Below are 24,195 nucleotides of genomic sequence, written 5' to 3'. Positions count from 1 at the left end.
AAGACTGACAGATCTCATGCCTTCCCACCACGTCCTAATCTGCCTTCCTACTTACGGTGAAGAAGTTCACATCAACTTCGCTTTCTCATTGCTCGACCTGACGCGGGCATTAACCGATTCCGGATCGACTTACGAAACATTGCACGTAGCGTCATCGCAGATCATTCGAGCACGGAACTTCTTTGCCAATTATTTCCTGAATCATCCGAATTTCACGCATCTGCTATTCCTCGATACAGACATGAAGTTCCCGGCTTCATCTGTCCTGAAACTGCTGGCCGCGGACAAAGCGATCGCAGGCGTTGCCTATCCTTTCCGGAGAATGAATCTAGAGGGAACAATATCGGCAGACGATATTGGCCTGAGCATGAGCGACTGGCTTCAAAAGCACGCGGACTACACTGTCAGTCCACTCACGGACAAGGACGGAAGCGTGAGTTTCACAAATGGATTCATTGAAGCCGAACACGTTGGGACGGGTGTTTTTCTTGCGCAACGTGAGGCGTTCGAGGCAACAATACCGTTCACCGAATGCTTCGCGCCTCCGCAACAATACGCATCGATGATCGCAAATAATAAGTTCTACGGATTTTTCGAGACGGTCGAAGAGAAAGGGGTTTATCAGGGAGAAGATATCTCGTTCTGCATGCGAGCCCGTCAGGCCGGGCTATCGGTTTGGGCGCTCATCGACTCCACCGTCGTTCATTACGGTATGTCGGAAGTTTCAGGACAATGGCTACAGGCCATGAAACTTCGCGGCAATATTGCTTGAATGCTTTATTCGCCGCGCTTAAAGCAGTCCGGCCAATTTAAAGCGCGGTAATATCCCAACATCCAATCTCAGATTCCGCAAATCTCTCCGGTTCCCTCAAGTTCCCGCGCCGCCTTCGCGCCTTCAACCTGCAAGATCGTTGGTAAAGAAACGCCGTTTTTCGCGGCCGTCACTTCCGCGAGAATCGATACCGCGATCTCAGGCGGCGTTCTGCTGCCAATATAAATCCCGACAGGACCATGAAGGCGCGATAACTCGGCATCGGAGAGATCGAATTCTTTCAGGCGCTCGCGACGCGCCGCATTGTTTTTCCGCGATCCCAATGCGCCGACATAAAACGCCGGCGTCTTCAACGCTTCCATCAACGCGAGATCATCGAGTTTCGGATCGTGCGTCAATGCAATGACGGCGCAACGCTCATCCAGTTTCATTTCGATTACGGTATCGTCGGGCATGGTACGCACGATTTTCGTGCCGGGCACGTCCCACTCGTCCGTGTACTCCTCGCGCGGATCGCAAACTGTCACGTGGTAATCCAGTCCGACCGCGATGCTGCACAAATATCGCGACAACTGCCCCGCGCCGATCACCAGCATTCGATACCGCGGCCCGTGAATAGTCGAAAGCGTGGTTTCTTCGAAGGTAACACCGTCTGTTTCCTCTGCCGGCTCCAGTTTGACGGCGCCCGTATTCATATCGAGCGTGCGCGTCACCAGTTTTCCGGCGAGCACCGCTTCGCACAATTGCGCGATGCCGCTTTCCATCGACAACGGTTCCAGCACAAGCTGGATGGTTCCACCGCAAGGCAGTCCGAATCGATGCGCTTCTTCCGCCGAGATGCCGTACTTCACGCTTTCGGGCTTCGTCTGCTCAATACCGCGCTGCCTCACGCGCTCGATCAAGTCGTCTTCAATACAGCCGCCCGACACCGATCCCATCACCGCCCCGTCATCGCGCACGGCGAGCATCGCGCCCTCGGGCCGGGGCGACGAGCCCCACGTCTTCACCACCGTCACCAGCAATACGCGATGCCCGCGTTCGAGCCATCGCGCACTGTTTCTCAGGACTTCGAGATCCACGCTGTCCATGATTTCTTCCCCTTCTTCTCTTCACCTTCACCGCCGGCCGCCGTTTGTTCAAGCTTGCCGGCAGGCCCGTCATTCTGAGCCAGTCACGCGCTGAACCGCTTGAAAACTCACCCGGGACTCTCCTCGCCGCGCGATGTCTCGGGGTGACTTCCGGTCGCCATCACATGATAGAAGTAGAGCATAGCGCTGGAATATGCGCTCATCGGACCAGAAATCACTAGCGAGAAGCCGCGAAGGGGCCGGTGTTACACACTTTCCGGTAATTTTCCGATCCTCGGTCATCGCCCGAACGCACGGTTCCGAAGGCTCTGGCGCGCAGGTCAGCCCACGTACGGTGTTATGCCGTTTGAGTTCACTGCGGTGAGCGGCATAAAACCGCCGCCACGCCGGCCAGCGGCAAGACTACGGATATGAATTTTCATCGCGCGACGTTCACTCCGTTCCAAGTCCCAGTTTCGAATGCTTGCGAGAATATCCAAAGTAGATCGCCAGGCCGATCGCGAGCCACGTCACAAACGCGACCCACGTTACAGCCTTCAAATTCAGCATCAGGAACAGGCATGCCGCCACGGCGAGAACTGGCACGACCGGCACGCCCGGGCACCGGAACGCACGCGGCAAATCCGGATGCGTGCGGCGCAGGACCAGCACGGCGATTGATACCATCGAAAATGCGGCCAGCGTGCCGATATTGATCAGTTCCGCCAGCACATTCAGCGGCACGAGCGCACCGATCAGGCCGAAGAAAATGCCCACGAGCCACGTCGTGAAAAACGGCGTTCCGAACTTCGCATGCACCGTCGACAGTCGCTTTGGCAGCAAGCCGTCGCGCGACATTGCGTAGATGATGCGGGTCTGGCCGTAGCTCATGACCAGGATCACGGTCAACATGCCAAGCACCGCGCCCAGATCGATGAAACCCGCCACCCACCTTTGCCCCGCGACCTGCAGCGCGTAAGAAACCGGATGCGAGATGCTGGCGTATTGCGCCGCCGGCACAATGCCCGTCACGACTGCCGCGACCGCCACATAAAGCACGGCGCACACCGCCAGCGAAGAGATGATGCCGATCGGCAAATCGCGTTTCGGATTCTTGACCTCTTCAGCCGCCGACGACACCGAGTCGAAGCCGATAAACGCAAAGAACATCACGGCGGCCGCGCCAAACACGCCGTCCCATCCGTTCGGCATGAACGGATGCCAGTTCGCCGGCGTCACATGAAACACGCCAACGCCGATCACCATCAGCACGACCGCGACCTTGATCGCGACCATGATGTTGTTCACGCGCGCCGATTCCTTGATCCCAATCGACAACAGCGCCGTGATCACCATCATCACCAGGAACGCGGGCAGGTTGAACAGGGTGAACTGCCCGGGGACGGCGCCGGGCGCGGCGCTCAGAATGACCGGCAGCGAAATGCCAAAGCCCGATAACAGCGACTGCAAATAGCCCGACCAGCCAACGGACACCGCCGAAGTCGCCAGTCCGTATTCCAGCATCAAATCCCAACCAATGACCCAAGCGGCCAACTCGCCAAGCGTGGCGTAGGAATACGTGTAAATGGATCCGGCCACAGGAATTGTCGATGAAAACTCCGCGTATGCGAGCGCCGCGAGTCCGCACGCAATCGCCGCGAGGATGAACGACACCATCAGCGCCGGCCCCGCTTGAACCGCGCCGGTTCCGGTCAGCACAAAAATCCCCGTGCCAATGATCGCGCCCACGCCGAGGAATGTCAGGTCGAGCGCGCCGAGCGTCTTTTTTAATCCGGCGCGTTGCGCGCCGGCGAGCATGTGCTCGATGCTTTTCTTACGGAACAGGGACATGAACAGAAAACTCCTAAATCTCGGGCGCAGGCAGGCGCAAAAACAATTGGAAAACCGGAGATTTTATCGGAGCGCGGAGAATTCGCGTTGCAAAACGTTGCGAACAATGGATTTTTGACTTCTTTTTGGCAGCATGCTTGGAGTCGAAATTTATAAAAATTGCGCAAATTTATATAAATTAAACCAATTTAACTTTTGTAATTTGAATCGATGGCAAAAGCCGCTTTTGGAGGCATTTCGCCGCAACGGTGAGTTGCGTATTGCGCCAAGTTCCCGCGCGCAGTCAATGAAGCGAATTGACGCCGTCAAACGAAAAAACCGAAGCGCGAGGCTTCGGTTTTTGTTCTCCCTGCAGGCCAGCCGCTAACTCAGCCGACGAAAGCTTTCTCCACCACGTAATGTCCCGGATGATTGTTGCTGCCTTCCTGGAAGCCCATTTCATCGAGGATTTGACGCGTGTCACGCAGCATGTGTGGGCTGCCGCAAAGCATGACGCGATCGTTTTCGACCGAAAATGGCGCCACGTCCAGGTCTGCGAACAACTTCTTGGTTTCGATCAGATCCGTGATCCGGCCACGGTTCGCGAATTCTTCGCGCGTCACCGTCGGGTAATAGACCAGCTTTTCCTGGATCAACTCGCCCAGATGCTCGTGTGCCGGAAGGTGCTCGGTGATGAAATCCTTGTACGCGAGTTCATCGACGAAACGGCAAGTGTGCGTGAGAACGATCTTGTCGAAGCGATCGTAGACGTCCGGGTCCTTGATGATCGACATGAACGGCGCGAGACCCGTACCCGTTGAAAGGAGCCACAGCGTCTTGCCCGGCAACAGATTGTCCGCGACAAGCGTGCCTGTCGGCTTCTTGCCGATCAGAACCGGATCGCCCACCTTCAGGTGCTGCAGACGCGATGTCAGCGGGCCATCCTGCACCTTGATGCTGAGGAATTCGAGATGCTCTTCGTAGTTAGCGCTCGCGAGGCTGTAAGCGCGCAACAGCGGCTTGCCTTCGACTTCGAGACCCACCATGGTGAACTGGCCGTTTTCGAAACGGAACGCGGCGTCGCGCGTGCAGGTGAAGCTGAACAGCGTGTCGGTCCAGTGATGGACGCTCAGAACGGTTTGAGGATTAAGGTTGCTCATGGCTTCATGGATAGTGCGGAATCAGGGCGGCGCAGTAGTGCGTGCCGGCGGCCGTTCGGACAACTGGGCGCAATTGCGACGACAACACCGGAAAGGCGCAACGAAAGCAATGCTGCGGGTGGCCGGACGTGCACACGCAAAATTCCGGCGGCACGCGCCAACCGGGCCTGTAACTGCAAAGGCCCGCGCGCCCGGAGCGAATGTTCCGCATTCCCCGCTGCCGCACGCGTAATCTGCTATTTTACCGCACACGGGAACCAAGGGTTCGAGAGCGGATATCAAGACGTTTGGAGCCGCATGATAGCAACTGGATGCGCCGTGCAAGGCAAAAGCCCTGCTGCCATCAGGCTGCCGGCGTCGTTCGAAGACGCCAGGGACGCGCCAGCAGACGGGCAGGTTGCCCAAGCGTCGAGGCTGGCGTTATGGCGAGAAAAAGCCGCGCTGAGTTGCCACGGCTTCGTGGGCGGATACGTCCCCAGGCGCGTTAAACGCGCTGATCCGTCGATGGTTTTTCCCACAAGTTGATGCCGCCTTCTGTCGCGTGCTGATCGATTTCCGCGAGTTCTTCCTTCGTGAACTCCAGGTTCTTCAACGCGCCGACGTTTTCCGTCACCTGTTCCGGACGGCTCGCGCCGATCAGCACCGAAGTCACGCGGCCACCGCGCAGCGCCCACGCCAGCGCCATTTGCGCGAGGCTTTGACCGCGCCGCTGCGCGAGGTCATTGAGCTTTCTCACATGCTCGATGTTCTGCGCGCTCAAATGCTCCTGTTTCAGCGATCCGCCGCCCGGCTTGTTCACGCGCGCGTCCGCGGGAACGCCGTTCAGGTACTTGCCCGTCAGCAGCCCTTGCGCCAGCGGCGTGAAAGCAATGCTGCCGGCGCCGATGTTGTCGAGCGTATCGAGCAGCTCTTCCTCGATCCACCGGTTCAGCATGTTGTACGACGGCTGATGAATCAGGAGCGGCACCTTGTGCTCGGCCAGCAATCTCGCCATCTCACGCGTCTTCGCCGGCGAATACGACGAAATCCCTACATACAGCGCCTTGCCCGAATGGACGGCGGTCGCGAGTGCGCCGGCGGTTTCTTCAAGCGGCGTGTCGGCATCGAAACGATGCGAATAGAAAATATCCACGTAGTCCAGCCCCATGCGCTGCAGGCTCTGATCCAGCGACGCCAGCACATATTTGCGCGAGCCGCCGCCCTGACCGTACGGGCCCGGCCACATGTCCCAGCCCGCCTTCGACGAAATCAGCAATTCATCGCGATACGGCTTGAAATCGTCCTTGAACAAACGCCCGAAATTGGTCTCGGCGCTGCCGTACGGCGGCCCGTAGTTGTTCGCCAGATCGAAGTGCGTGATGCCGAGATCGAACGCCGTGCGCAGGATGTCGCGCTGCGTGGAAATCGGCGTGGTGTCGCCGAAGTTGTGCCAAAGACCCAGCGACAACGCCGGCAACTTCAGCCCGCTTTTGCCGCAGGTGCGGTAAGCCATCTGCGAATAGCGCTCGGAAGCTGCTTCGTAAGCCATGACGTAATCCTCGAATCGATGATGTGGGAAAGGGTTTTGCAAGCACAAACGAGAAACGATCGCGCAGCGCGTCAGCGGGATCATGTCGTCTGACATGCGCCGGGTCTGCCATGTTATCGAATCGTGGGAACTCGTGTTGGCCTTGACCTGAAAGACGCCAAGGCTATCCCGATATTCGGAACCCTGGCCGCATGGCTAACGCGGGGAACGATTTACCTGCCGCTTGAGCCCAACCCTCTTCACTAAAACAAGGAGAGGTTTCATGGACCCGCTCGACAAACTACGCCCCGTCTACAACTTCCTGATGACCGCGGGCGTGTCGTATGGCATCGACTTGCTGATGGCCATACTGATATTGCTGGTCGGCTGGTGGATTTCGAACCGCGTTGCCAACGCGGTCAAGCGCGCGCTCGGGCGCACCAACGCCGACGCCACGTTCACGCCCGTGATGGCGAGTCTCGTGCAATGGTCTATTCGCGTCGTCGCGATTGTCGCGGCCCTGGGTAAATTCGGGGTCGCCGCGGCCAGCATCCTGACCGTGCTCGGCGCGGCCGGACTGGCGATCGGCCTGGCGCTGCAGGGCACATTGCAGAACATCGCGGCCGGATTGATGCTGTTGCTGCTGCGGCCTTTCAAGGTAGGCGATTACATTGAAGGCGTGGGCGCGACGGCGGGAACCGTCAACGAGATCGGCCTGTTCACCACGCGCCTGACCAAAAGCGACGGCGTCATCATGTTCGTACCGAACAGCACGATCTGGGCGAATCCGGTCACAAACTTCACCTCGAACGACCGCAGGCGCGTGGTGCTAAACGTGGTCATTCCGGAAGATCAGAACATTGAGGAATCGCTGGCTTCACTGAACCGGATCGTCGCAACCGACCCACGAATCATCAACGACGAAAAGACGAAACCGTGGATTGCCGTCTCCGAATACACCGATACCGGCGTGAAACTGAACGTCGGCGTATGGACGAGCCGGGCCGACTATGCCAACGTGCAAGCCGACTTGCTGCGCCAGATCAAGCCGGGGATCAAGCCAGCAGAATCGCCAGCCGATGCGCCAGCCGGCATATCGCCCGGCGCCGCGCCGGCCTGATGGTGTTTGCCACGGCGCTGGACGCATCCGGCGAGGTTCAATAAGCTTCCGGTCCAGACATTGACGAGACTCTTATGACCAAGGCGATTTCCATTGCGCTGCTCGTGGGCGGCATTGTGCTGCTGTATTTTGGCGGCCAGTCGTTCCACTCGCTAAGCAACGACGTGTCGCGCTTCTTCACCGGATCGCCCACGAACAAGACCATCTGGCTGATCGCCGGCGGCATGGTCGCCATGCTTGCCGGGTTTATCGGCCTCGCGATTCCGGGCAAGCGCCGCTAAGCTAGATCAGCGGCACGTCTTCCTTCGATGCCGAACGCGTTCCCGGCAACGGCAGGTTGCTCGCGCCGCGATAGGTGTAAACGAGCGAGAATTTCACGGCATCGGTGAGATTCTTGCCGGCGGAATGCAGCGTGTTGCAGTGGAAAAACACCACGTCGCCAGCGTTCAGTTTCGGCGATACCGCGCTGTGGATCAGCGCTGCGTTCTCGGGCAGGTCGGAGCGGAAGAACTTGGCGCTGTCAAAGCGATCCGACGTAAACGGCAACTTGTGCGACATCGGCACGAACCACAAGCCGCCGTTTTCCACGGTTTCCTGACCGAGCGCGACCCACGCCGAAACCAGATCGTCCCGCTCAAAATTCCAGTACCTGACATCGCGATGCCAGCCAGTCAGGCTGCCGTATGCGGGATGTTTCGTCATGACGCAGTTGTGGTGCGCGCGCGAAAGCGTCGGCGTCTCACCGAAATAGATTTCCATCCAGCCGCGCACGTCGGGCGAGGTCGCCCAGTTTGCAAACAACGGATCGCGGCTGTACGCGTCGAGCAGCCTGCGCACGGTATGGCCGCCCGGCGCGTCTTTCGAATTCGGTGCGCCGGGATATTGCAGGTCGGCTTCGAACTCTACCGGAGCCACCGCTTGCGCCAGTTGCAACCGCGCGGCTTCGCGCATGGCTTCGCAACGCTCGGGCGTGACAAGCCCAGGCACCACGACGTAACCGTTTTCCCGCAACTCGCGGACTTGCTCCAACTTCGATTGATTCGGCATATCGGCTCACAGGGGAATACACTTTGCCGGCTGGCCGCCGTTTAAACAGACAGCGAGGAACCGGCAAATTAGGGCGAATACGCCGATTGTAAATCGCCACGGCAAGTCCAGCGTGGCGCAACGCGCCGCCCACCGATCATTTAGCCCTGCGGGAAAGTGCCGACTTCCGGCAGTAACAATTCTTCGATAACCTGCCGTGCATTGAGAGAGCACATCGAAAACCGCTTTCGATGAAAATCTATTAAATAAGTGCGCGATTCAACTCAGCAACTTTTCTTGTGTTCAATTGCTCGAACTGTTGAACGCTTTTTTTGATACGACTACTGTCGGGTATCGCCTTGGCAAACCCGAGTATGTGAGACCCATGAATATCCGTTTCGCCAATCGTCTTACGCGTGCTGCCGTTCGCGCGGCACGCCCCGCAGGACGCCGAGTCGTTCGCGCCTTGCGCCACCATTCGGCGCGTACCCAATTACTTGCAGGACGGTTTGAAAATTCCCATCCAGTCGATGGTATCCGTTCCTGGTTTCATGGTTTCTTTTCAAATCTTCGATTAAGGGCTGCATCGCGACAATCGGCGCTTAAAGCTTTATTGCGAAAGCGAGTGCAATTACGCGCACCGGTTTCAAAACCTAAACCAGTGCCTGGCGCAATAAATATGTCGAGCCGCCGGCCGCGCAGGCTTTCCGCCAGCGCCGGGTGGTTTGCATTTGCCGCACGTTGATCGTTTCTGGAATCGAAAGAGTAAGACGCGCTTAAGCCAAAGTAAAAAAAGCCCGCCGGAACGCTGCAGCGTTCCGGCGGGCTTTTTTATGCAACGATTTCTTAGGCCGTTTCCGTCACCGGTTCCGTACCGGCAGCTTCTGCCAGCAACAGCGCCTTGTCGGTCGCTTCCCACGTGAATTCCGGTTCTTCGCGGCCGAAGTGACCGTATGCCGCCGATTTTTCGTAGATCGGACGCAGCAGGTCGAGCATCTGGATGATGCCCTTCGGACGCAGATCAAAATGCTCGAGCACGAGTTCCTGGATCTTGGCATCCGACACGCGGCCCGTGCCGAACGTGTTCACCATGACGGACGTCGGCCGCGCGACGCCAATGGCGTACGACACCTGGATCAGGCATCGCGAAGCCAAGCCAGCCGCGACAATATTCTTCGCGACATAACGTCCCGCATACGCAGCCGAACGGTCCACTTTCGACGGATCCTTGCCCGAGAATGCGCCGCCGCCGTGAGGCGCTGCGCCGCCGTATGTATCGACAATGATCTTGCGCCCCGTCAAGCCGCAATCGCCTTGCGGACCGCCGATCACGAAACGTCCGGTCGGATTCACCAGGAACTTGATGTCGCCCTTGATCAACTCGGCCGGCAGCACAGGCTTGATGATCTCTTCAATCACCGCTTCGCGCAGCGCCTTCAATTCAATATCCGGCGAATGCTGGGTGGAGAGCACGACTGTATCGATGCTGTGCGCCTTGCCATCCACATACCGCACGGTGACTTGCGACTTCGCGTCCGGACGCAGCCAGTCCAGGCGGCCGTCGCGACGCAGATTCGCTTGACGCTCCACCAGACGATGCGACAGATGAATAGGCAGCGGCATCAATTCGGGCGTTTCGTCGCATGCGTAGCCGAACATCAGGCCCTGGTCGCCTGCGCCCTGGTCGAGGTTGTCGTCGTGCGCGGCATCGACACCCTGCGCAATATCCCGCGACTGTTTGTCATAGGCCACAAGCACGGCGCAACCACGATAGTCGATACCGTAATCCGTGTTGTCGTAACCAATACGCTTGATTGTGTCACGCGCGACCTGGATGTAGTCGACGTTCGCTTGCGTGGTGATCTCGCCCGCGAGCACCACAAGCCCGGTGTTGCAAAGCGTTTCGGCCGCGACGCGCGAGTATTTGTCTTGCGCCAGGATGGCGTCGAGGATGGCGTCCGAAATCTGGTCGGCTACCTTGTCGGGATGGCCTTCAGAGACGGACTCAGAGGTAAAGAAGTAATTGTTTGACACGCTTCAGACTCCAGTTAGATACGGGTTAGCTCACGTAGCCGACTTCGTTTGGAGTCTGAAGCGGCGACGCTTTAGCGGAAAACATGGTCCGAAACGCACCGTCAAGCACGTTCCGGCTTCGCCCCGCAAGTTGTCCATTAACTCGGCGAAGGTTTTATTATAGCGGCTTCTCTAATTTGTCACAGGCCGACCGTTTGCTGCCAATCAAGATAAACCCTCATCCACGAAATGTCCGGAACGCTTCCCGGTACGGTGAAAGATTTGTCCTCACGACTCTCGGGAGCGTCGCATGGCAGGTCGCATAGGGGTCGCGCTCGCGGTCGGTTTGCTGAAGCTGCTGGCGCTCATTCCGTACGGTATCACCGCGCGTTTCGGCGACGCACTCGGCTGGCTGCTTTATCAGATTCCGAGCCATCGGAAACGGATCGTGCACATCAATCTGACGCTGTGCTTCCCGGAATGGACGCCCGAACGCCGCGAAGAAGTCGCGCAAAAACATTTCAGGCACGCGATCCGCAGTTATGTGGAGCGCAGCGTGCAATGGTTCGGCTCGGCCGAAAAGCTCGCGAAGCTGATCCAGGTGGAAAGCGAAGTCGATCTGCTCGACCCCGACATGCCACCGACCTTGCTGCTCGGTTTTCACTTTGTCGCCATTGAAGCGGCGTCCGTCTGGATCAACCACGAACTGCACCGGACCTGCGGATCGCTGTATCAACCGATGTCCAACAAGATGCTCGACGACGTGGCGAAGAAACAGCGTGGTCGTTTCGATGCCGAAATGGCAAGCCGCGCCGACAGCGCCCGGATCGTGCTGCGCTGGTTGCGTGATCGCAAGCCCGTGATGCTCGGCGCCGATATGGACTACGGCATGCGCAACTCGACCTTCGTGCCGTTCTTCGGCGTGCAGGCCTGCACGCTTACCGCCGTTGGCCGACTGGCCAAGACCGGCCACGCGCAGATCATGCCGTTCGTGGGCGAAGTACTGCCGAACTACAAGGGTTACAAGCTCAAGGTGTTCAAGCCGTGGGACAACTACCCGACCGGCGACGACGATGCGGACGCGCGCCGAATGAACGCGTTCCTGGAAGAACAGGTACGCCTCATGCCCGAGCAGTACTACTGGGTGCACAAGCGCTTCAAAACGCGGCCACCGGGCGAACCCGGCTTTTACTGACGATTCAGTATCGGGGAAACGGCCCGTGATTGCTGCATGAATCCGGGCCCATCCCCCATTCGGCCTAGTGTATGCGTATCCTTCGAGTCACTTACAATAGCGACATGAAACTCGAATTCACGAAAATGCACGGCGCGGGCAACGACTTTGTCGTGCTCGACGGCTACTCCAAACCGCTCTCATTGAGTGCGGCGCAAGTGCGCGCGCTCGCGGACCGGCACTTCGGCGTGGGCGCGGACCAGTTGCTGCTGGTTGAAAAGCCGGACATCGACGGTGTGGATTTCAAGTACCGCATCTTTAATTGCGATGGCGGCGAGGTCGAACATTGCGGCAACGGCGCTCGCTGTTTTGTGAAGTTTGTTCGCGACCGCAAGCTTACAAGCAAGATGAGCGTGCGCGTCCAGGTGCAGCAAGGTGTGATCGTATTGACCATGCAGGAAAACGGCGACGTGGTGGTGGACATGGGACGTCCCGAGTTCGAACCCGCGCGGGTGCCGTTCAATGCTGAAGGACTGGAAGGCCGCACCGAAGGCGCCGATACGCTTTGGCCGCTCGACGTGCAAAACGAGACACGCTGGATTTCTGCCGTTTCGATGGGTAACCCCCACGCTGTGCAAGTCGTTGCAGACGTAGAGACTGCGCCGGTACTGACTGAAGGCGCTTTGATCGAACATCACGCGCGTTTTCCGAATCGAGTGAACGCGGGCTTCATGCAGATAGTGGACCAGGGAGCCGTAAAGTTGCGAGTCTTCGAGCGTGGTGCGGGCGAAACGCTTGCTTGCGGTACCGGCGCGTGTGCGGCCGTTGCGACGGGCATCCGCCGCGGTCTGCTCGATTCGCCGGTGCGGGTCCAGACACGCGGCGGCATGCTGACCATCACCTGGGACGGCGCGCGCAATCCGGACGCTGCGCTTTTCATGGCCGGCCCGGCCACCACCGTATTTCAAGGCGAGATCGAGCTTCACTCCGACCTTGCCACAGCCGACTGACCGCCAGGAACCCGATGTTGCCCGATACCATGACCGAACGAGAAGTCGCTGACTATTTGCTGGCCAATCCAGATTTCTTCGCGGCTCACGCTGAACTGCTGGGAACCATCAGGCTGTCCAATCCGCACGGCAAGTCGGCCGTGTCGCTGCAGGAACGGCAGATGGAAATGCTGCGCGACAAAAACAAGCAGATGGAGCGCCGGCTCGCCGAATTGCTGCGCTACGGACACGAGAACGACAGCATTGCGGCGAAATTTCATCGGTGGACAATCCGCGTCATGTCCGAACGCGATCCGCACGCCCTGCCAAAGACCATTCCCGCGGGCCTCTGTGAAATCTTCGAAGTTCCGCAGGCGGCGCTGCGCGTGTGGGACGTAGCGGAACCGTACGCGCAAGCCGAGTTCGCAAGGACGACAAGCGAAGAAGTGCGCGCCTTTACCAGCGGCCTGACAACGCCGTACTGTGGCGCGAACACCGGCTTCGAAGCCGCGCAGTGGTTGACCTCGGCGAGTTCGGCGTCGGTGGCTTCGGCTACCACGGACGGCGTTGTCGATACCGCGAACACAACCGAGTCCATCGCGTTGATTGCGTTGCGCGATCCGTCGGCCGGCCCGGAGGCGCCCGCGTTCGGCCTGCTGGTGATGGGTTCGCCCGACCCTCGCCGTTTCCACGAAGGCATGGCCACGGACTTCCTGTCGCAGATCGGCACGCTTGGCAGCGCCGCCCTTAGCCGCTTGCTGCCCCACTGACATGATCGCCGATCCGGTAGCCGCCTATCTGTCAATGCTCGAACATGAGCGGCGGTTATCGGAACACACGCTGCGCGGCTATACGCACGAACTCGACGAGTTGAAGAAGCTCGCCAACGGCCGTGCACTGGAATCCCTCACCGCAACGGATATGCGCAGCGCCGTCGCCCGCGCTCACGGCGGCGGACTGTCGGCACGCTCGATTGCGCACCGGTTATCGGCCTGGCGGGCGTTTTACCGATGGTTCGCCGAGCGCGTGGAAATGCCGGCAAACCCCGTTGCCACGGTGCGAGCGCCAAAACGCGCGAAGAGCTTGCCCAAGGCGCTTTCCGTCGACGACGCCAACGCCCTCATGGAAGCGCCTCAAGCGGATACGCCCGAGGCATTGCGCGATCACGCCATACTCGAACTGTTTTATTCGTCCGGTCTGCGTCTTGCCGAACTGGTCGGGCTCGATGTTCATTTCGTGCAATCCGAAGGGTATTCGTCGGCGGGCTGGCTCGACCTGGCGAGCGCCGAAGTGAATGTGCTCGGCAAGGGCAACCGCCGACGCTCCGTGCCGGTCGGCAGCAAGGCGATCACCGCATTGCGCGCGTGGATCGAGGTGCGCGGGCAGTTTGTGAAGCTCGACCCGCATGCGCTGTTTTTGTCGGTGCGCGGCAACAGGATGACGCCGAACGTGGTGCGCGACCGCGTGAAGCGCATGGCCTTGCTCGCCGGCGTGCCTTCGAACGTGCATCCCCACGTCCTGCGGCACTCGTTCGCCACTCACGTGCTGCAATCCAGCGGCGATCTGCGCGCCGTGCAGGAACTGCTCGGCCACGCAAGCATCACGGCGACGCAGGTTTATACGTCTCTCGACTTTCAGCATCTGGCGCGCGTCTACGACCAGGCCCATCCTCGCGCTAAAAAGCGAGACTAACGCAACGCTGCCCGCTGGCCTGCACAAGTGGCCAGATACATCAAAGCGTGACTGCTCCCTACCCGTCAGCGCGTTCACAAGAAGGTCGAATGAACACCATTACGCTGAAACCGGCGAAAGACAAGTCGCTCGCGCGCCGCCATCCGTGGATTTACGCGAATGCCATAGAGCATGTGGAGGGCAAGCCCGCAGCCGGTGCGACCGTGCTGATCTGCTCGCATGAGGGCCGGTTCCTGGCGCGCGGGTCGTACAGTCCTGTGTCACAGATACGCGCGCGCGTCTGGAGTTTCGACGAAACGGAGCCCATCGATCACGCGTTTTTCAAGCGGCGCGTCCAGCGGGCGATCGCCCATCGTCAAACGATGGTGCGCGGCACCGGCGCCACCCGGCTGATTTTCGGCGAGGCGGACGGGCTGCCGGGGTTGATTGTCGACTACTACATTGCCGACGATGAAACCCGGCGCGGCCAGTTGGTCTGCCAGTTCATGGCGACCGGCGTGGAAATGTGGAAGGAAGCGATCGTACAGGCGCTGGTTGGCGCAACGGGTTGCCCGAACGCTTACGAACGCTCCGACGTCTCCATTCGACAAAAGGAAGGCCTCGAGCCCATTACCGGCGTGCTGGCCGGCGATTCTCCGCCGAAGGCGCTCATGATCGCGAACGAGGGCGGCGTCCGTTATCACATCGACGTGGAACGCGGCCATAAAACGGGCTTCTATATCGACCAACGCGACAACCGCGCGCTCGTCCGGGAATATGCCGCCGAGCGCGACGTCCTCAACTGCTTTTGCTACACGGGCGGTTTTTCGCTCGCCGCATTGAAAGGCGGGGCAAAACGCGTCGTCTCGATAGATTCTTCCGGCGACGCGCTCGCCCTCGCGCAGCGCAATGTCGCGGCGAACGGATTCGACCCGGCACGCGCCGAATGGCTGGACGCCGATGCCTTCAAGACCTTGCGTCGATTGCATGAGGAAGGCCAGCGCTTCGACCTGATCGTGCTTGATCCGCCCAAGTTCGCACCATCGCGAGAGCATGTGGACCGGGCCGCGCGCGCTTACAAAGACATCAACCTGACCGGGTTCAAGCTGTTGCGCCCGGGCGGCCTGCTGTTCACGTATTCGTGCTCGGGCGCAATCGACGCCAATTTGTTCCAGAAGATCGTGGCGGGCGCCGCCGCCGATGCGAAGGTCGACGCGCGGATTCTGAAGCGCCTCGGCGCGGGCGTCGATCACCCGCTTTTGACCGCGTTTCCCGAAGGGGAATACCTGAAAGGCCTATTGTTGCAAATCGCTTGAGCAGCCATAGTTGATAGCTCAGACAATCCGATAAAAAGCACCCTCTTGACAAGTATGTTTCAATAATTGGCTGACTGCGTGTTTTCGAGGCCGGTTCCGTATCCCGGCATCCCGCGCCGGCAAGAAACCACGCTGCACGAACAACCTTTGACTCCAGAGAACAGGCGACCATCATGATTCCCGTTACCATCCTGACCGGCTTTCTGGGCAGCGGCAAAACCACCCTGCTCAAGCGCATCCTGAATGACCAGCACGGCATGAAGATCGCCGTGATCGAAAACGAGTTTGGCGAAGAAAACATCGACAACGAGATCCTTGTCCAGGAAACGAACGAGCAGATCATCCAGATGAGCAACGGCTGCATCTGCTGCACCATTCGCGGCGATCTGGCGCGCGCTTTGGAAGATCTTGCCGAGCGCAAGAAGGCTGGCACGCTGAATTTCGACCGCGTGGTGATCGAGACAACGGGTCTCGCGAATCCAGGTCCGGTCGCGCAGACGTTCTTCATGGACAACACCATCGCCGACGAATTCCTGCTCGACGCCATCATCACGCTGGTCGACGCCAAGCACGCCAACCATCAGCTCGACGAACACGAAGTCGTGCAGCGCCAGGTGGGTTTCGCTGACCGCCTGTTCGTCACGAAGTCGGATCTCGTCGATGCCACCGCGCTCGAGGCACTCAAGCATCGTCTCGTGCACATGAACCCGCGCGCGGCCATCAAGGTGGTGAATTTCGGCGACGCGGACATCAAGGAAATCTTCGATTTGCGCGGCTTCAACCTGAATTCGAAGCTGGAAATCGATCCGGATTTCCTCGCGGAGGACGACCATGACCATGATCACGGTCACGGTCACGACCATGCTCATGACGACGACCACGATCACGCAACCTGCGGCCACGACCACAGCCATGATCACGAGCACGGCCACGGGCACACGAACCACCACCACGCGCATCACGACGACAAGATCAAGTCGTTCGTATTTCGCAGCGACCGCGCGTTCGACCCGAACCGGCTCGAGGATTTTCTCGGCGGCATCCTGCAGATCTACGGCGAACGCCTGCTGCGTTACAAGGGCGTGCTCTATATGAAGGGCGTCGATCGCAAGGTCGTCTTCCAGGGCGTGCATCAGATGATGGGCAGCGACCTCGCCGCAAAATGGCAACCCATCGAAAAGAAGAACAGCAAGATGGTGTTTATCGGTATCGAATTGCCGCAGGATCTGATTATCGACGGGCTCACCGCCTGTCTGGTTTAATCCGCGTCAGTCCGGTCTGATTTGACATCGGCGCGAAGCCCTCATCCGGCTTTGCGCATTTTTTACAGATTCAATTCCGAAAACGCACGTTTTTGGCACCTTTCTCGCTATTTCTCGCCCGCAGCGCACCCAATTCACCGCATCGACGCGGCTAAAATCGCTGCGCTTCGGCAGCCACACCTGCGGCCGGCGATTTTTGGCGATGTCCTCGTTGCAATATGTGCTCGCAGCCATCAAGAACCATCGCTTTTTAAACGTCGCCGCGTTATATTTTTGAGATAACGAACGAATCGCTGGAGTGTTTTGCGCGAGCGTAGTGCGCGATTGCGATTCAGTTACAATACAGCCCCCACTGGCCCGGCCGGGGAAACGGTCCAGCATCGGATGTCAAGGGTTTGCCCGCACAAGGCTCACCCAGGCGCACGAAAGTGCCTCCGCTGACTGCACAAGCCGACGGCGATTTGGCACGGCCAACCACCTGGCGCCCGGGCAAAAAGGTGGAAGTGCACGGTAGGTGTTGTTCCGAACATCGGACGGCGGGCGATTCGCTTGAAAATCAGTCCCAAGGGAATTGGCCGTAAGGTGCGTTTTGCACCGCAGAAGGTGCAGGCTTTTGGCCTGAGAGGTGACTGGAGTAGTTGTTGGCGAGTATCGCCGGAACCCGGGGAAATCCCGACAACGGCGGCGGCGAGCGCGGCGAGCGACCGCGAAGATGGCGAACGACATCGCCCCACATTGAAGAAGCAAGCCAGATGACGACGAATCGATTGTTGACCGAAGACGAAATCCTGAAGATGAGCGACAAGGATTACATGAACGACGATCAACTCGCGTTCTTCAGGGTCCGACTGGAGCAGTTGCAGGCCGATATTCTCAAGAATGCGGGCCAGACGACGGAAAACCTGCGGGAAACCGTCATTGTCCCGGACCCGGCGGATCGCGCGACGATCGAGGAAGAGCACGCCCTCGAACTGCGTACCCGCGACCGCGAGCGCAAGCTGCTGAAGAAAGTACAGCAGTCGCTGGCGCGCATCGAGTCCGGCGACTACGGCTGGTGCGAGGAAACCGGCGAACCCATCGGCATTCCGCGCCTGATCGCGCGGCCGACAGCAACGCTCTCGCTCGAAGCCCAGGAACGACGCGAATTGCGCCAGAAGTTATTCGGCGACTGAGACGCGAGGCCGGCCCGCGCTGCGGCTTCGACCGCGGCGGGAAACATGTCGGCTGTGAGAGTCGACTGGAAACGCCGACGGCAAGCTTGCATCACGCTACTTGGAAGGTGGATAAAAGGCACACGAAAATCGTGTGCCTTTTTGTTTTGTCGCGCGCTTTCTGAGCGCGGTGACGCTTGTTTCGTAAGACATTCCGTTTGTCCAAAGCCATTGAACGCAAGATGCCGTCGGGCACCGCTTGATAATTCCTCCTGCGCCCTAAAATGAACAGGACGCGCTTTTGTAGCGCGGACGTGACGAGAGCGCCGTCGAGCGCAATGCCGCACGCGCCCGGCCTCTCCCGCGCTCCCAAGGATTCCGGCGGCTCCGGCGCCCACTCAGCTTTCAAAGGAATGCACATGGAACAATTTCACGGCACGACCATCGTCTCCGTGCGACGGGACGGCAAGGTCGCACTAGGCGGCGACGGTCAGGTGACGCTGGGCAACATCGTAATGAAAGGCGGCGCCAAGAAAGTGCGCCGTATCTATGGCGGCAAGGTATTGGTTGGATTCGCAGGCGGCACGGCCGACGCGTTTTCGCTTCTCGACCGCTTCGAGGCGAAGCTCGAAAAACATCAGGGCAATCTGACGCGCGCTGCCGTCGAACTTGCAAAAGACTGGCGCACGGACCGCATGCTGCGCCGGCTGGAAGCCATGCTGATCACCGCCGACGCGCAAACCACGCTCGTCATCACCGGTAACGGCGACGTGCTCGATCCGGAAAACGGCATCTGCGCAATCGGCTCAGGCGGCGCCTACGCACAAGCTGCGGCGCAGGCGTTGACGGAAAACACCGAACTCTCGCCGCGCGATATCGTCGAAAAAGCGCTGACCATTGCCGGCGACATGTGTATTTACACGAACCACAATCGCGTCATCGAGACGATCGAGTAACAGACAAGGACACACGATGACAACCATGACTCCCGCCGAAATCGTCTCGGAACTCGATAAACACATCATCGGCCAGGGCCGCGCGAAAAAGGCTGTTGCCGTCGCGTTGCGCAACCGGTGGCGCCGCCAGCAAGTCGCCGAGCCGTTGCGCCAGGAAATCACGCCGAAAAACATCCTGATGATTGGACCGACTGGCGTCGGCAAGACGGAAATTGCGCGGCGTCTCGCAAAACTCGCCGACGCCCCGTTCATCAAGATAGAAGCCACGAAGTTCACCGAAGTCGGCTACGTGGGGCGCGACGTGGACAGCATCGTGCGCGACCTGATCGAGATTTCGGTCAAGCAGACGCGTGAAACGGAGATGCGCAAGGTGCGTTCGCGGGCGATCGATCGCGCGGAAGACCGGATTCTCGACATCCTGCTGCCGAGCGCGCGCGCCGTGGGTTTTGGCGCCGGCGAATCGCACGATGACAGCGCGAACAGCACGCGCCAGACTTTCCGCAAACGCCTGCGCGAAGGACTGCTCGACGACAAGGAAGTCGAGGTCGACGTGGAAGCGCCGCAAGCGAGCATGGACATCATGGGGCCGCCGGGCATGGAAGAGATGACGGACCAGATCCGTTCCATGTTTGCGAATATCGGCGGCGGCAAGAAGACGCAGCGCAAGGTGAAGGTCAAGGAAGCGCTGAAACTGCTCACCGACGAGGAAGCCGGCAAGCTGCTCAACGACGAAGAGGTCAAGACGAAGGCGGTTCAGAACGTCGAGCAGAACGGTATTGTGTTTCTGGACGAGATCGACAAGATTGCGTCGCGCAGCGAAGCAGGCGGCGCGGAAGTATCGCGCGCGGGCGTGCAGCGCGATTTGCTGCCGCTGGTGGAAGGAACCACAATCAACACTAAATACGGGATGATCAAGACGGATCACATCTTGTTCATTGCGAGCGGCGCGTTTCATCTGGCCAAGCCGAGCGACCTGATTCCAGAGTTGCAAGGACGTTTTCCGATTCGCGTTGAACTGGATTCGCTGTCGGTGGAAGACTTCGAAGCCATCCTCAATACCACCGACGCCAGCTTGGTCAAGCAATACACGGCGCTTTTGGCAACCGAAGATGTCCAGCTCGATTTCAGCCCCGAAGGTATTCGCCGGATGGCCGAAATTGCGTATTCAGTGAACGAGAAGACCGAGAATATCGGTGCACGGCGGCTTTATACCGTAATTGAAAAGCTGCTGGAAGAAGTGTCGTTCGCAGCGGGCAATCACGCGGGACAACCCGTGAAAATCGACGCAGCCTATGTCGATAAAGCCCTGAACGATGTGGCCGAAGACGAGGACCTGTCGCGCTACGTGCTGTAACCGGGCTCAGCAAGCAAAGGGCGGCACGCCATTTCGAAGTATCGAAGAGGCGTGCCGTCTTTTTTCATCACGCGCATTTACTGCCGGACCGGCTTCTTCGCCAACTTCCGCTGCAGCGTGCGCCGATGCATGTTCAGCGCACGGGCCGTCGCCGATATATTGCCGCTGTTTTCAGCCAGCACGCGTTGAATGTGCTCCCACTCCAGCCGCGCCACGGACAACAGCGCGGGGTGCTCGATCGCTTCTTCCGCCGTCTGCTCGCTGGCCTCTTCCTGCAGCGCGGACAGGATCGTCTCGACGTTCGCCGGCTTGGCAAGATAGTTGTCGGCGCCGTCTTTCACGGCCTGCACCGCCGTCGCGATGCTCGCATATCCGGTGAGCACCAGAATCCGCGCATCGGGTTGCAGATCGCGCAACGGTGCGACGAGCGTCAATCCGGAATCGTTGCCAAGGTGCAGATCGACCGTGATTTGCCCGAATTTCTGCGTGTTCGCCAGACGCAACGCCGTGGCGGCGTCGTGCGCCTGATGCGGCGTATAGCCGCGCCGTGTCAGGCCGCGCGCGAGGATGCCCGAGAAAACTTCATCGTCGTCGATAACCAAAAAATTCTTGTCGCTCATGCTCTTTTCTCCGTGGAGACGGAAGTCGCGACGACGCCGCGATCCGTCCTTGCTGCTGTGTCACGCGATTCCGGGGCGCTTGTGTCGGCGAGACGCAGGATGGCGTGCGTGCCGCGAGGGCTTGCCGCTGTCAGCTCGATCGATCCGCCGAGCCGCGCTGCTGCTGAGAATGCCAGATACAAGCCAACGCCGTGACCGCCTTGCGTGCTGTCGACGGGCGCTGCGCCAAGCGAGCCGCGCAGCCCGGCGGGAATGCCGGGACCCTGGTCGCGTACATCGAATTGAATCACGGGTTCGCCTAGATGCCGCGCCGCCGATGTCGCGAGCGTCACCGAATCGCGGCTGGCCCGGGCCGCATTATCCAGCAGAATGGTCAGGATCTGGCCGACCGCGACTGGATCACTCAGGAATAAGCTGGCGCACTTGTGTTCCTCGGCTTCAATCAGTTCGAAGCGCACGTGCGGATGCCGCAAGCGCCATTGTTCGACAAACCCATGCAGCCAGTCGTCCAGCGATTGCCGGGGCACGGGCTCGCTCGCGCGGCTGCGCAGGCGCGCGAGTGCGGACGTGCACAAGCTCATTTGCTGCTCGAGCAATTCGATGTCGGCGGCATACGGCGCGAGATGCGGGTCGTGACGCGCCGAATCGCGCAGTTCCTCGCCGAGCATGGCGATGGTGGATAACGGCGTGCCTATCTCGTGCGCGACGGTGGCTGCCTGAACACCCAGCGCCACGGCGCGCTCGTCGCGCAGAAGGCGCTCCTGGGCATCGGCCAGGGCAAAATCTCGCGCGCGCAACGCCCGCGACATCCGCGCGACGAACCATCCGATCAAGCCCACGCTCACCATGAAGTTCACCCACAGCCCGGTCCGGAAATACTCGAACAGGTTCAGCGGATCTTCCATGTTCAGCGGCACATAACTCACGGTGAGGAGCGCATAACAAACCACGGCGAACAACGCCAGCCAGACCATGAGGTTCCACGGCAGCACGGCGGACGCAATGGCAAGCGACGGCAGATACAGCGTGACGAAGGGGTTTGTCGCGCCGCCGCTCAGGAACAGCAGCGCCGACAACGCCCCGAGATCAACCCAAAGTTGTCCGAACAATTCGAGGTTCGTTTCAGGCTGGGCGCGCATGACGCGAACCCACGTCATTGCGTTGAACATGACTTCGAGCGAAATGATGGTGAGCATTGCCGCCATTGGCAGATGCGCGCCATAAAAAGCCTGTACGACAGCAATCGTCACCAGTTGACCAATGATCGCAAGACTGCGAAGCCAGAAAAGATGACCGAGATTGACGCGCCCCGTGGTCGTGATTCGATGCATTTCAGTAATCGTCGCCCGTAATTTCAGAATAGTCTAATGGCCTCGATGGATGAATTGCCGCACCATCGGACGTTGTCTCGTACAAGGGCGGCTCGGCCGCACACTCATATGAACCGCAGCCAGTCGTCCCGTCCCGATACTCATCCCAAAAGAGCAACGCACGTTCAAGACGCCAATCAGGATTCCATTATCTCGCGTGTTCTGCCCGCATTCCTGGAGAACGCCAGGATTGCCGATTCGCAGGGTCAGCAGGCCGAGTGCGCCGTCTGGCTGCACGCCGCTACACTGCTTGAGCCCGCTCGCGTGGAAACCGTGCTGGAGCGTATTGACTCGCTGTTGAAGCAGCACCGCGTTGCCGAGGCCGTCAAGCTTGGCGCACAACTCGTCGATACCCATCCGCAGCATGCACTCGCACTCTGGTATCTGGGGTACGTGCTTCAGTGTGCGGGCCGTCACGCCGATGCAATCCCGTTCTACGAACGCGCGCATCGCATCAATGCAGCCGTCCCGTCGCTGCGCAACAATCTGGCGGTCGCCTACGAGCTGACGGGCCGGGCAACCGACGCGCTGAAGCTGCTGGAAGAAGCCGTAGCCGCAAATTCCGCTGATATTGAAGCGTGGACAAATCTGGCGCGCATGTATCCGCGCCGCTGGGAACTCGAGCATGCGCTCGCCGCGGGCAAGCGCGCCGTGCAGATCGATTCGTCCAATGCACTTGCGCTCTCGAACTACAGCCTGGCGCTCAAAGAGGCTCAGCGCTGGGAGGAATCCACCGCGGTGGCGGATTCAGCCGTGAACGTTGCGCCGCACATGGCGCGCCTTCCCTTCAACCTGTCCATTCTCGATCTCCTGCAAGGCAATTACGCGCGCGGCTGGGCGAACTTCGAATCGCGCTGGGACGGCTCAGGCGAACTGGTCAACTCACATCCCAAATTCAACGTGCCGCGCTGGAACGGCGAGCCGCTGAAAGGCAAGACTTTGCTGTTATGGGGCGAACAGGGTTTCGGCGACGCGCTGCAATTCTCGCGCTTCGTGCCCATGCTGGCGAAAAAGGTCAGCGCACAGGGCGGCAAGCTCGTTTGGGCGGCGTTCAAGGCCGTATATCCGCTGATGGCGCGCATGGCGCCGAAGTCCGTCGAATGCATCCCGCATGATGGCCCGTTGCCCGAATTCGACTTCCATTTTCCGATGCTGAGCTTGCCGCTGCACTTCGGCATTGAAGAGGACACCATTCCGTCGAAACGCGCGTATCTGTCCACCGATGCCGATCTCGCCGCTGAATGGCGCACCGAATTCGCATCCGACAAACGCCTGCGTGTCGGTCTCGTTTGGAGCGGCAGCGAGAGCCATCAACGCAATATGTTCCGCAGCGTAGGCATTGAACGGTATGCGCAGGCGTTCAAGGGCATCGAAAACGTCGCGTTTTTCTCGCTGCAGAAGGAAGCGTCGGGCGCGGTATCGACGGCTCGCGACGGCGGATTCGAAATCGCCGATCGCACGGGCAAGTTCGAAACATTCGATGACACTGCGGCGTTCATCGATTCGCTGGATCTCGTGATTACCGTGTGCACGAGCGTGGCGCATCTGGCGGCCGCGCTCGGCAAGCCGACGTGGATTTTGCTCGACGTCAACCCGCATTGGGTCTGGCAACTGGAGCGCACGGACAGCCCGTGGTATCCGACCGCCAGGTTGTATCGGCAGAAAAACTTCGGGCAGTGGGAGCCGGTCATGACCGACGTGGCGCGCGATCTGGCTATGCTCGCGGCCACGCACACCGGCGCGGCACCGCGCAAGCGTGCCGCAGCGAAGAAAACCGCCGTTTAAGTTAAAGCGTCGCGCGGTTTTGATCCGCGCGCAAACGGCGATCCGGTCAACC

The 24,195-nt window shown here is 59.6% G+C and carries 21 protein-coding genes; 13 read left to right on the top strand and 8 right to left on the bottom strand.

From position 1 onward, the window contains the following. Positions 1-16 precede the first annotated feature (16 nt). Positions 17-772 (top strand): glycosyltransferase family 2 protein, encoded by a 756-nt coding sequence (locus ACRWA7_RS16810; protein WP_438395041.1) that lies wholly within the window; start codon positions 17-19, stop codon positions 770-772. Between the two features lie 68 nt (positions 773-840). On the opposite strand, the gene ACRWA7_RS16805 is transcribed toward ACRWA7_RS16810, so the two are convergent. The 4 genes from ACRWA7_RS16805 to mgrA form a co-directional block, all read right to left on the bottom strand. Then, positions 841-1,860, bottom strand: a complete 1,020-nt coding sequence (locus tag ACRWA7_RS16805; protein ID WP_438395040.1) for an XdhC family protein — start codon at positions 1,858-1,860, stop codon at positions 841-843. 432 nt (positions 1,861-2,292) lie between these two features. After that, entirely contained in the window at positions 2,293-3,690 is a 1,398-nt protein-coding gene (locus tag ACRWA7_RS16800) for an amino acid permease (RefSeq protein WP_438395039.1), read from the bottom strand. Between the two features lie 368 nt (positions 3,691-4,058). Then, on the bottom strand, positions 4,059-4,829 hold the full coding sequence (locus ACRWA7_RS16795; protein ID WP_060817505.1) for a ferredoxin--NADP reductase: 771 nt from the start codon (positions 4,827-4,829) through the stop codon (positions 4,059-4,061). 484 nt (positions 4,830-5,313) lie between these two features. After that, on the bottom strand, positions 5,314-6,357 hold the full coding sequence (gene mgrA / locus ACRWA7_RS16790) for an L-glyceraldehyde 3-phosphate reductase (protein ID WP_060817771.1): 1,044 nt from the start codon (positions 6,355-6,357) through the stop codon (positions 5,314-5,316). Positions 6,358-6,619: 262 nt separating this feature from the next. Here mgrA and ACRWA7_RS16785 point away from each other — a divergent pair, with 262 nt between their 5' ends. Both ACRWA7_RS16785 and ACRWA7_RS16780 read left to right on the top strand, forming a co-directional pair. After that, the gene (locus ACRWA7_RS16785; protein ID WP_438395037.1) at positions 6,620-7,456 is read left to right on the top strand and encodes a mechanosensitive ion channel family protein; all 837 of its coding nucleotides are present in this window, start codon (positions 6,620-6,622) and stop codon (positions 7,454-7,456) included. Between the two features lie 74 nt (positions 7,457-7,530). Then, positions 7,531-7,737: a DUF3185 family protein gene (locus ACRWA7_RS16780; RefSeq protein ID WP_438395035.1), complete on the top strand. Its 207-nt coding sequence runs from the start codon at positions 7,531-7,533 to the stop codon at positions 7,735-7,737. A gap of 1 nt (position 7,738) precedes the next feature. Here the strand turns inward: ACRWA7_RS16780 and ACRWA7_RS16775 are convergent, their stop codons facing one another. Both ACRWA7_RS16775 and metK read right to left on the bottom strand, forming a co-directional pair. Then, the gene (locus ACRWA7_RS16775) at positions 7,739-8,503 is read right to left on the bottom strand and encodes a phytanoyl-CoA dioxygenase family protein (protein ID WP_060817507.1); all 765 of its coding nucleotides are present in this window, start codon (positions 8,501-8,503) and stop codon (positions 7,739-7,741) included. A gap of 825 nt (positions 8,504-9,328) precedes the next feature. Further along, on the bottom strand, positions 9,329-10,516 hold the full coding sequence (gene metK / locus ACRWA7_RS16770) for a methionine adenosyltransferase (protein ID WP_060817508.1): 1,188 nt from the start codon (positions 10,514-10,516) through the stop codon (positions 9,329-9,331). A 289-nt stretch (positions 10,517-10,805) separates the two neighbouring features. Between metK and ACRWA7_RS16765 the strand changes: the two genes are divergently transcribed. The 9 genes from ACRWA7_RS16765 to hslU all read left to right on the top strand — a co-directional run bounded on the left by ACRWA7_RS16765 (position 10,806) and on the right by hslU (position 20,368). Next, complete coding sequence (locus ACRWA7_RS16765) at positions 10,806-11,690, top strand: lipid A biosynthesis lauroyl acyltransferase (protein ID WP_060817509.1); 885 nt, start codon at positions 10,806-10,808, stop codon at positions 11,688-11,690. A gap of 104 nt (positions 11,691-11,794) precedes the next feature. Continuing rightward, complete coding sequence (dapF, locus tag ACRWA7_RS16760; protein ID WP_438395033.1) at positions 11,795-12,679, top strand: diaminopimelate epimerase; 885 nt, start codon at positions 11,795-11,797, stop codon at positions 12,677-12,679. Positions 12,680-12,708: 29 nt separating this feature from the next. After that, a complete protein-coding gene (locus ACRWA7_RS16755) occupies positions 12,709-13,428 on the top strand; it encodes a DUF484 family protein (protein ID WP_060817773.1) in 720 nt (239 codons plus the stop codon). 1 nt (position 13,429) lies between these two features. Next, positions 13,430-14,350, top strand: coding sequence for a tyrosine recombinase XerC (gene xerC, locus ACRWA7_RS16750; protein ID WP_438395031.1), 921 nt, complete (start codon positions 13,430-13,432; stop codon positions 14,348-14,350). An 89-nt stretch (positions 14,351-14,439) separates the two neighbouring features. After that, positions 14,440-15,645: a class I SAM-dependent rRNA methyltransferase gene (locus ACRWA7_RS16745; RefSeq protein WP_438395029.1), complete on the top strand. Its 1,206-nt coding sequence runs from the start codon at positions 14,440-14,442 to the stop codon at positions 15,643-15,645. A 173-nt stretch (positions 15,646-15,818) separates the two neighbouring features. After that, positions 15,819-16,907: a CobW family GTP-binding protein gene (locus ACRWA7_RS16740; protein WP_438395027.1), complete on the top strand. Its 1,089-nt coding sequence runs from the start codon at positions 15,819-15,821 to the stop codon at positions 16,905-16,907. Positions 16,908-17,659: 752 nt separating this feature from the next. Next, complete coding sequence (dksA, locus tag ACRWA7_RS16735; protein WP_060817774.1) at positions 17,660-18,079, top strand: RNA polymerase-binding protein DksA; 420 nt, start codon at positions 17,660-17,662, stop codon at positions 18,077-18,079. Between the two features lie 398 nt (positions 18,080-18,477). Further along, positions 18,478-19,014, top strand: coding sequence for an ATP-dependent protease subunit HslV (hslV, locus tag ACRWA7_RS16730; RefSeq protein WP_060817514.1), 537 nt, complete (start codon positions 18,478-18,480; stop codon positions 19,012-19,014). Positions 19,015-19,030: 16 nt separating this feature from the next. Continuing rightward, positions 19,031-20,368 (top strand): ATP-dependent protease ATPase subunit HslU, encoded by a 1,338-nt coding sequence (gene hslU / locus ACRWA7_RS16725; RefSeq protein WP_060817515.1) that lies wholly within the window; start codon positions 19,031-19,033, stop codon positions 20,366-20,368. A 77-nt stretch (positions 20,369-20,445) separates the two neighbouring features. Here hslU and ACRWA7_RS16720 read toward each other — a convergent pair whose 3' ends face one another. Next, a complete protein-coding gene (locus ACRWA7_RS16720; RefSeq protein WP_060817516.1) occupies positions 20,446-20,988 on the bottom strand; it encodes a response regulator transcription factor in 543 nt (180 codons plus the stop codon). Next, positions 20,985-22,319, bottom strand: a complete 1,335-nt coding sequence (locus ACRWA7_RS16715) for an ATP-binding protein (RefSeq protein ID WP_438395026.1) — start codon at positions 22,317-22,319, stop codon at positions 20,985-20,987. The genes ACRWA7_RS16720 and ACRWA7_RS16715 overlap by 4 nt, the downstream gene beginning before the upstream one ends. 108 nt (positions 22,320-22,427) lie before the next feature. Between ACRWA7_RS16715 and ACRWA7_RS16710 the strand changes: the two genes are divergently transcribed. Further along, positions 22,428-24,143, top strand: coding sequence for a tetratricopeptide repeat protein (locus tag ACRWA7_RS16710; protein ID WP_438395024.1), 1,716 nt, complete (start codon positions 22,428-22,430; stop codon positions 24,141-24,143). Positions 24,144-24,195 lie beyond the last annotated feature (52 nt).

It is taken from the genome of Caballeronia sp. DA-9 (genome assembly GCF_051615025.1).
Lineage (GTDB): Bacteria > Pseudomonadota > Gammaproteobacteria > Burkholderiales > Burkholderiaceae > Caballeronia > Caballeronia sordidicola.
The sequence above is the reverse complement of the archived record's forward strand: the minus strand, read 5'-3'. Positions and strand labels throughout refer to the sequence as shown.

Excerpts from the sequence above, each read along its gene's own strand:
- ACRWA7_RS16720 (WP_060817516.1), bottom strand. The coding sequence starts at position 20,988 with ATGAGCGACAAGAATTTTTTGGTTATCGACGACGATGAAGTTTTCTCG.
- ACRWA7_RS16740 (WP_438395027.1), top strand. The coding sequence starts at position 15,819 with ATGATTCCCGTTACCATCCTGACCGGCTTTCTGGGCAGCGGCAAAACC.
- ACRWA7_RS16795 (WP_060817505.1), bottom strand. The coding sequence starts at position 4,829 with ATGAGCAACCTTAATCCTCAAACCGTTCTGAGCGTCCATCACTGGACC.
- ACRWA7_RS16765 (WP_060817509.1), top strand. The coding sequence starts at position 10,806 with ATGGCAGGTCGCATAGGGGTCGCGCTCGCGGTCGGTTTGCTGAAGCTG.
- ACRWA7_RS16710 (WP_438395024.1), top strand. The coding sequence starts at position 22,428 with ATGAACCGCAGCCAGTCGTCCCGTCCCGATACTCATCCCAAAAGAGCA.
- ACRWA7_RS16810 (WP_438395041.1), top strand. The coding sequence starts at position 17 with ATGCCTTCCCACCACGTCCTAATCTGCCTTCCTACTTACGGTGAAGAA.
- ACRWA7_RS16755 (WP_060817773.1), top strand. The coding sequence starts at position 12,709 with ATGACCGAACGAGAAGTCGCTGACTATTTGCTGGCCAATCCAGATTTC.
- ACRWA7_RS16715 (WP_438395026.1), bottom strand. The coding sequence starts at position 22,319 with ATGCATCGAATCACGACCACGGGGCGCGTCAATCTCGGTCATCTTTTC.
- ACRWA7_RS16780 (WP_438395035.1), top strand. The coding sequence starts at position 7,531 with ATGACCAAGGCGATTTCCATTGCGCTGCTCGTGGGCGGCATTGTGCTG.
- hslV (WP_060817514.1), top strand. The coding sequence starts at position 18,478 with ATGGAACAATTTCACGGCACGACCATCGTCTCCGTGCGACGGGACGGC.
- ACRWA7_RS16805 (WP_438395040.1), bottom strand. The coding sequence starts at position 1,860 with ATGGACAGCGTGGATCTCGAAGTCCTGAGAAACAGTGCGCGATGGCTC.
- ACRWA7_RS16745 (WP_438395029.1), top strand. The coding sequence starts at position 14,440 with ATGAACACCATTACGCTGAAACCGGCGAAAGACAAGTCGCTCGCGCGC.
- xerC (WP_438395031.1), top strand. The coding sequence starts at position 13,430 with ATGATCGCCGATCCGGTAGCCGCCTATCTGTCAATGCTCGAACATGAG.
- ACRWA7_RS16775 (WP_060817507.1), bottom strand. The coding sequence starts at position 8,503 with ATGCCGAATCAATCGAAGTTGGAGCAAGTCCGCGAGTTGCGGGAAAAC.
- mgrA (WP_060817771.1), bottom strand. The coding sequence starts at position 6,357 with ATGGCTTACGAAGCAGCTTCCGAGCGCTATTCGCAGATGGCTTACCGC.
- dksA (WP_060817774.1), top strand. The coding sequence starts at position 17,660 with ATGACGACGAATCGATTGTTGACCGAAGACGAAATCCTGAAGATGAGC.
- ACRWA7_RS16785 (WP_438395037.1), top strand. The coding sequence starts at position 6,620 with ATGGACCCGCTCGACAAACTACGCCCCGTCTACAACTTCCTGATGACC.
- dapF (WP_438395033.1), top strand. The coding sequence starts at position 11,795 with ATGAAACTCGAATTCACGAAAATGCACGGCGCGGGCAACGACTTTGTC.
- ACRWA7_RS16800 (WP_438395039.1), bottom strand. The coding sequence starts at position 3,690 with ATGTCCCTGTTCCGTAAGAAAAGCATCGAGCACATGCTCGCCGGCGCG.
- hslU (WP_060817515.1), top strand. The coding sequence starts at position 19,031 with ATGACAACCATGACTCCCGCCGAAATCGTCTCGGAACTCGATAAACAC.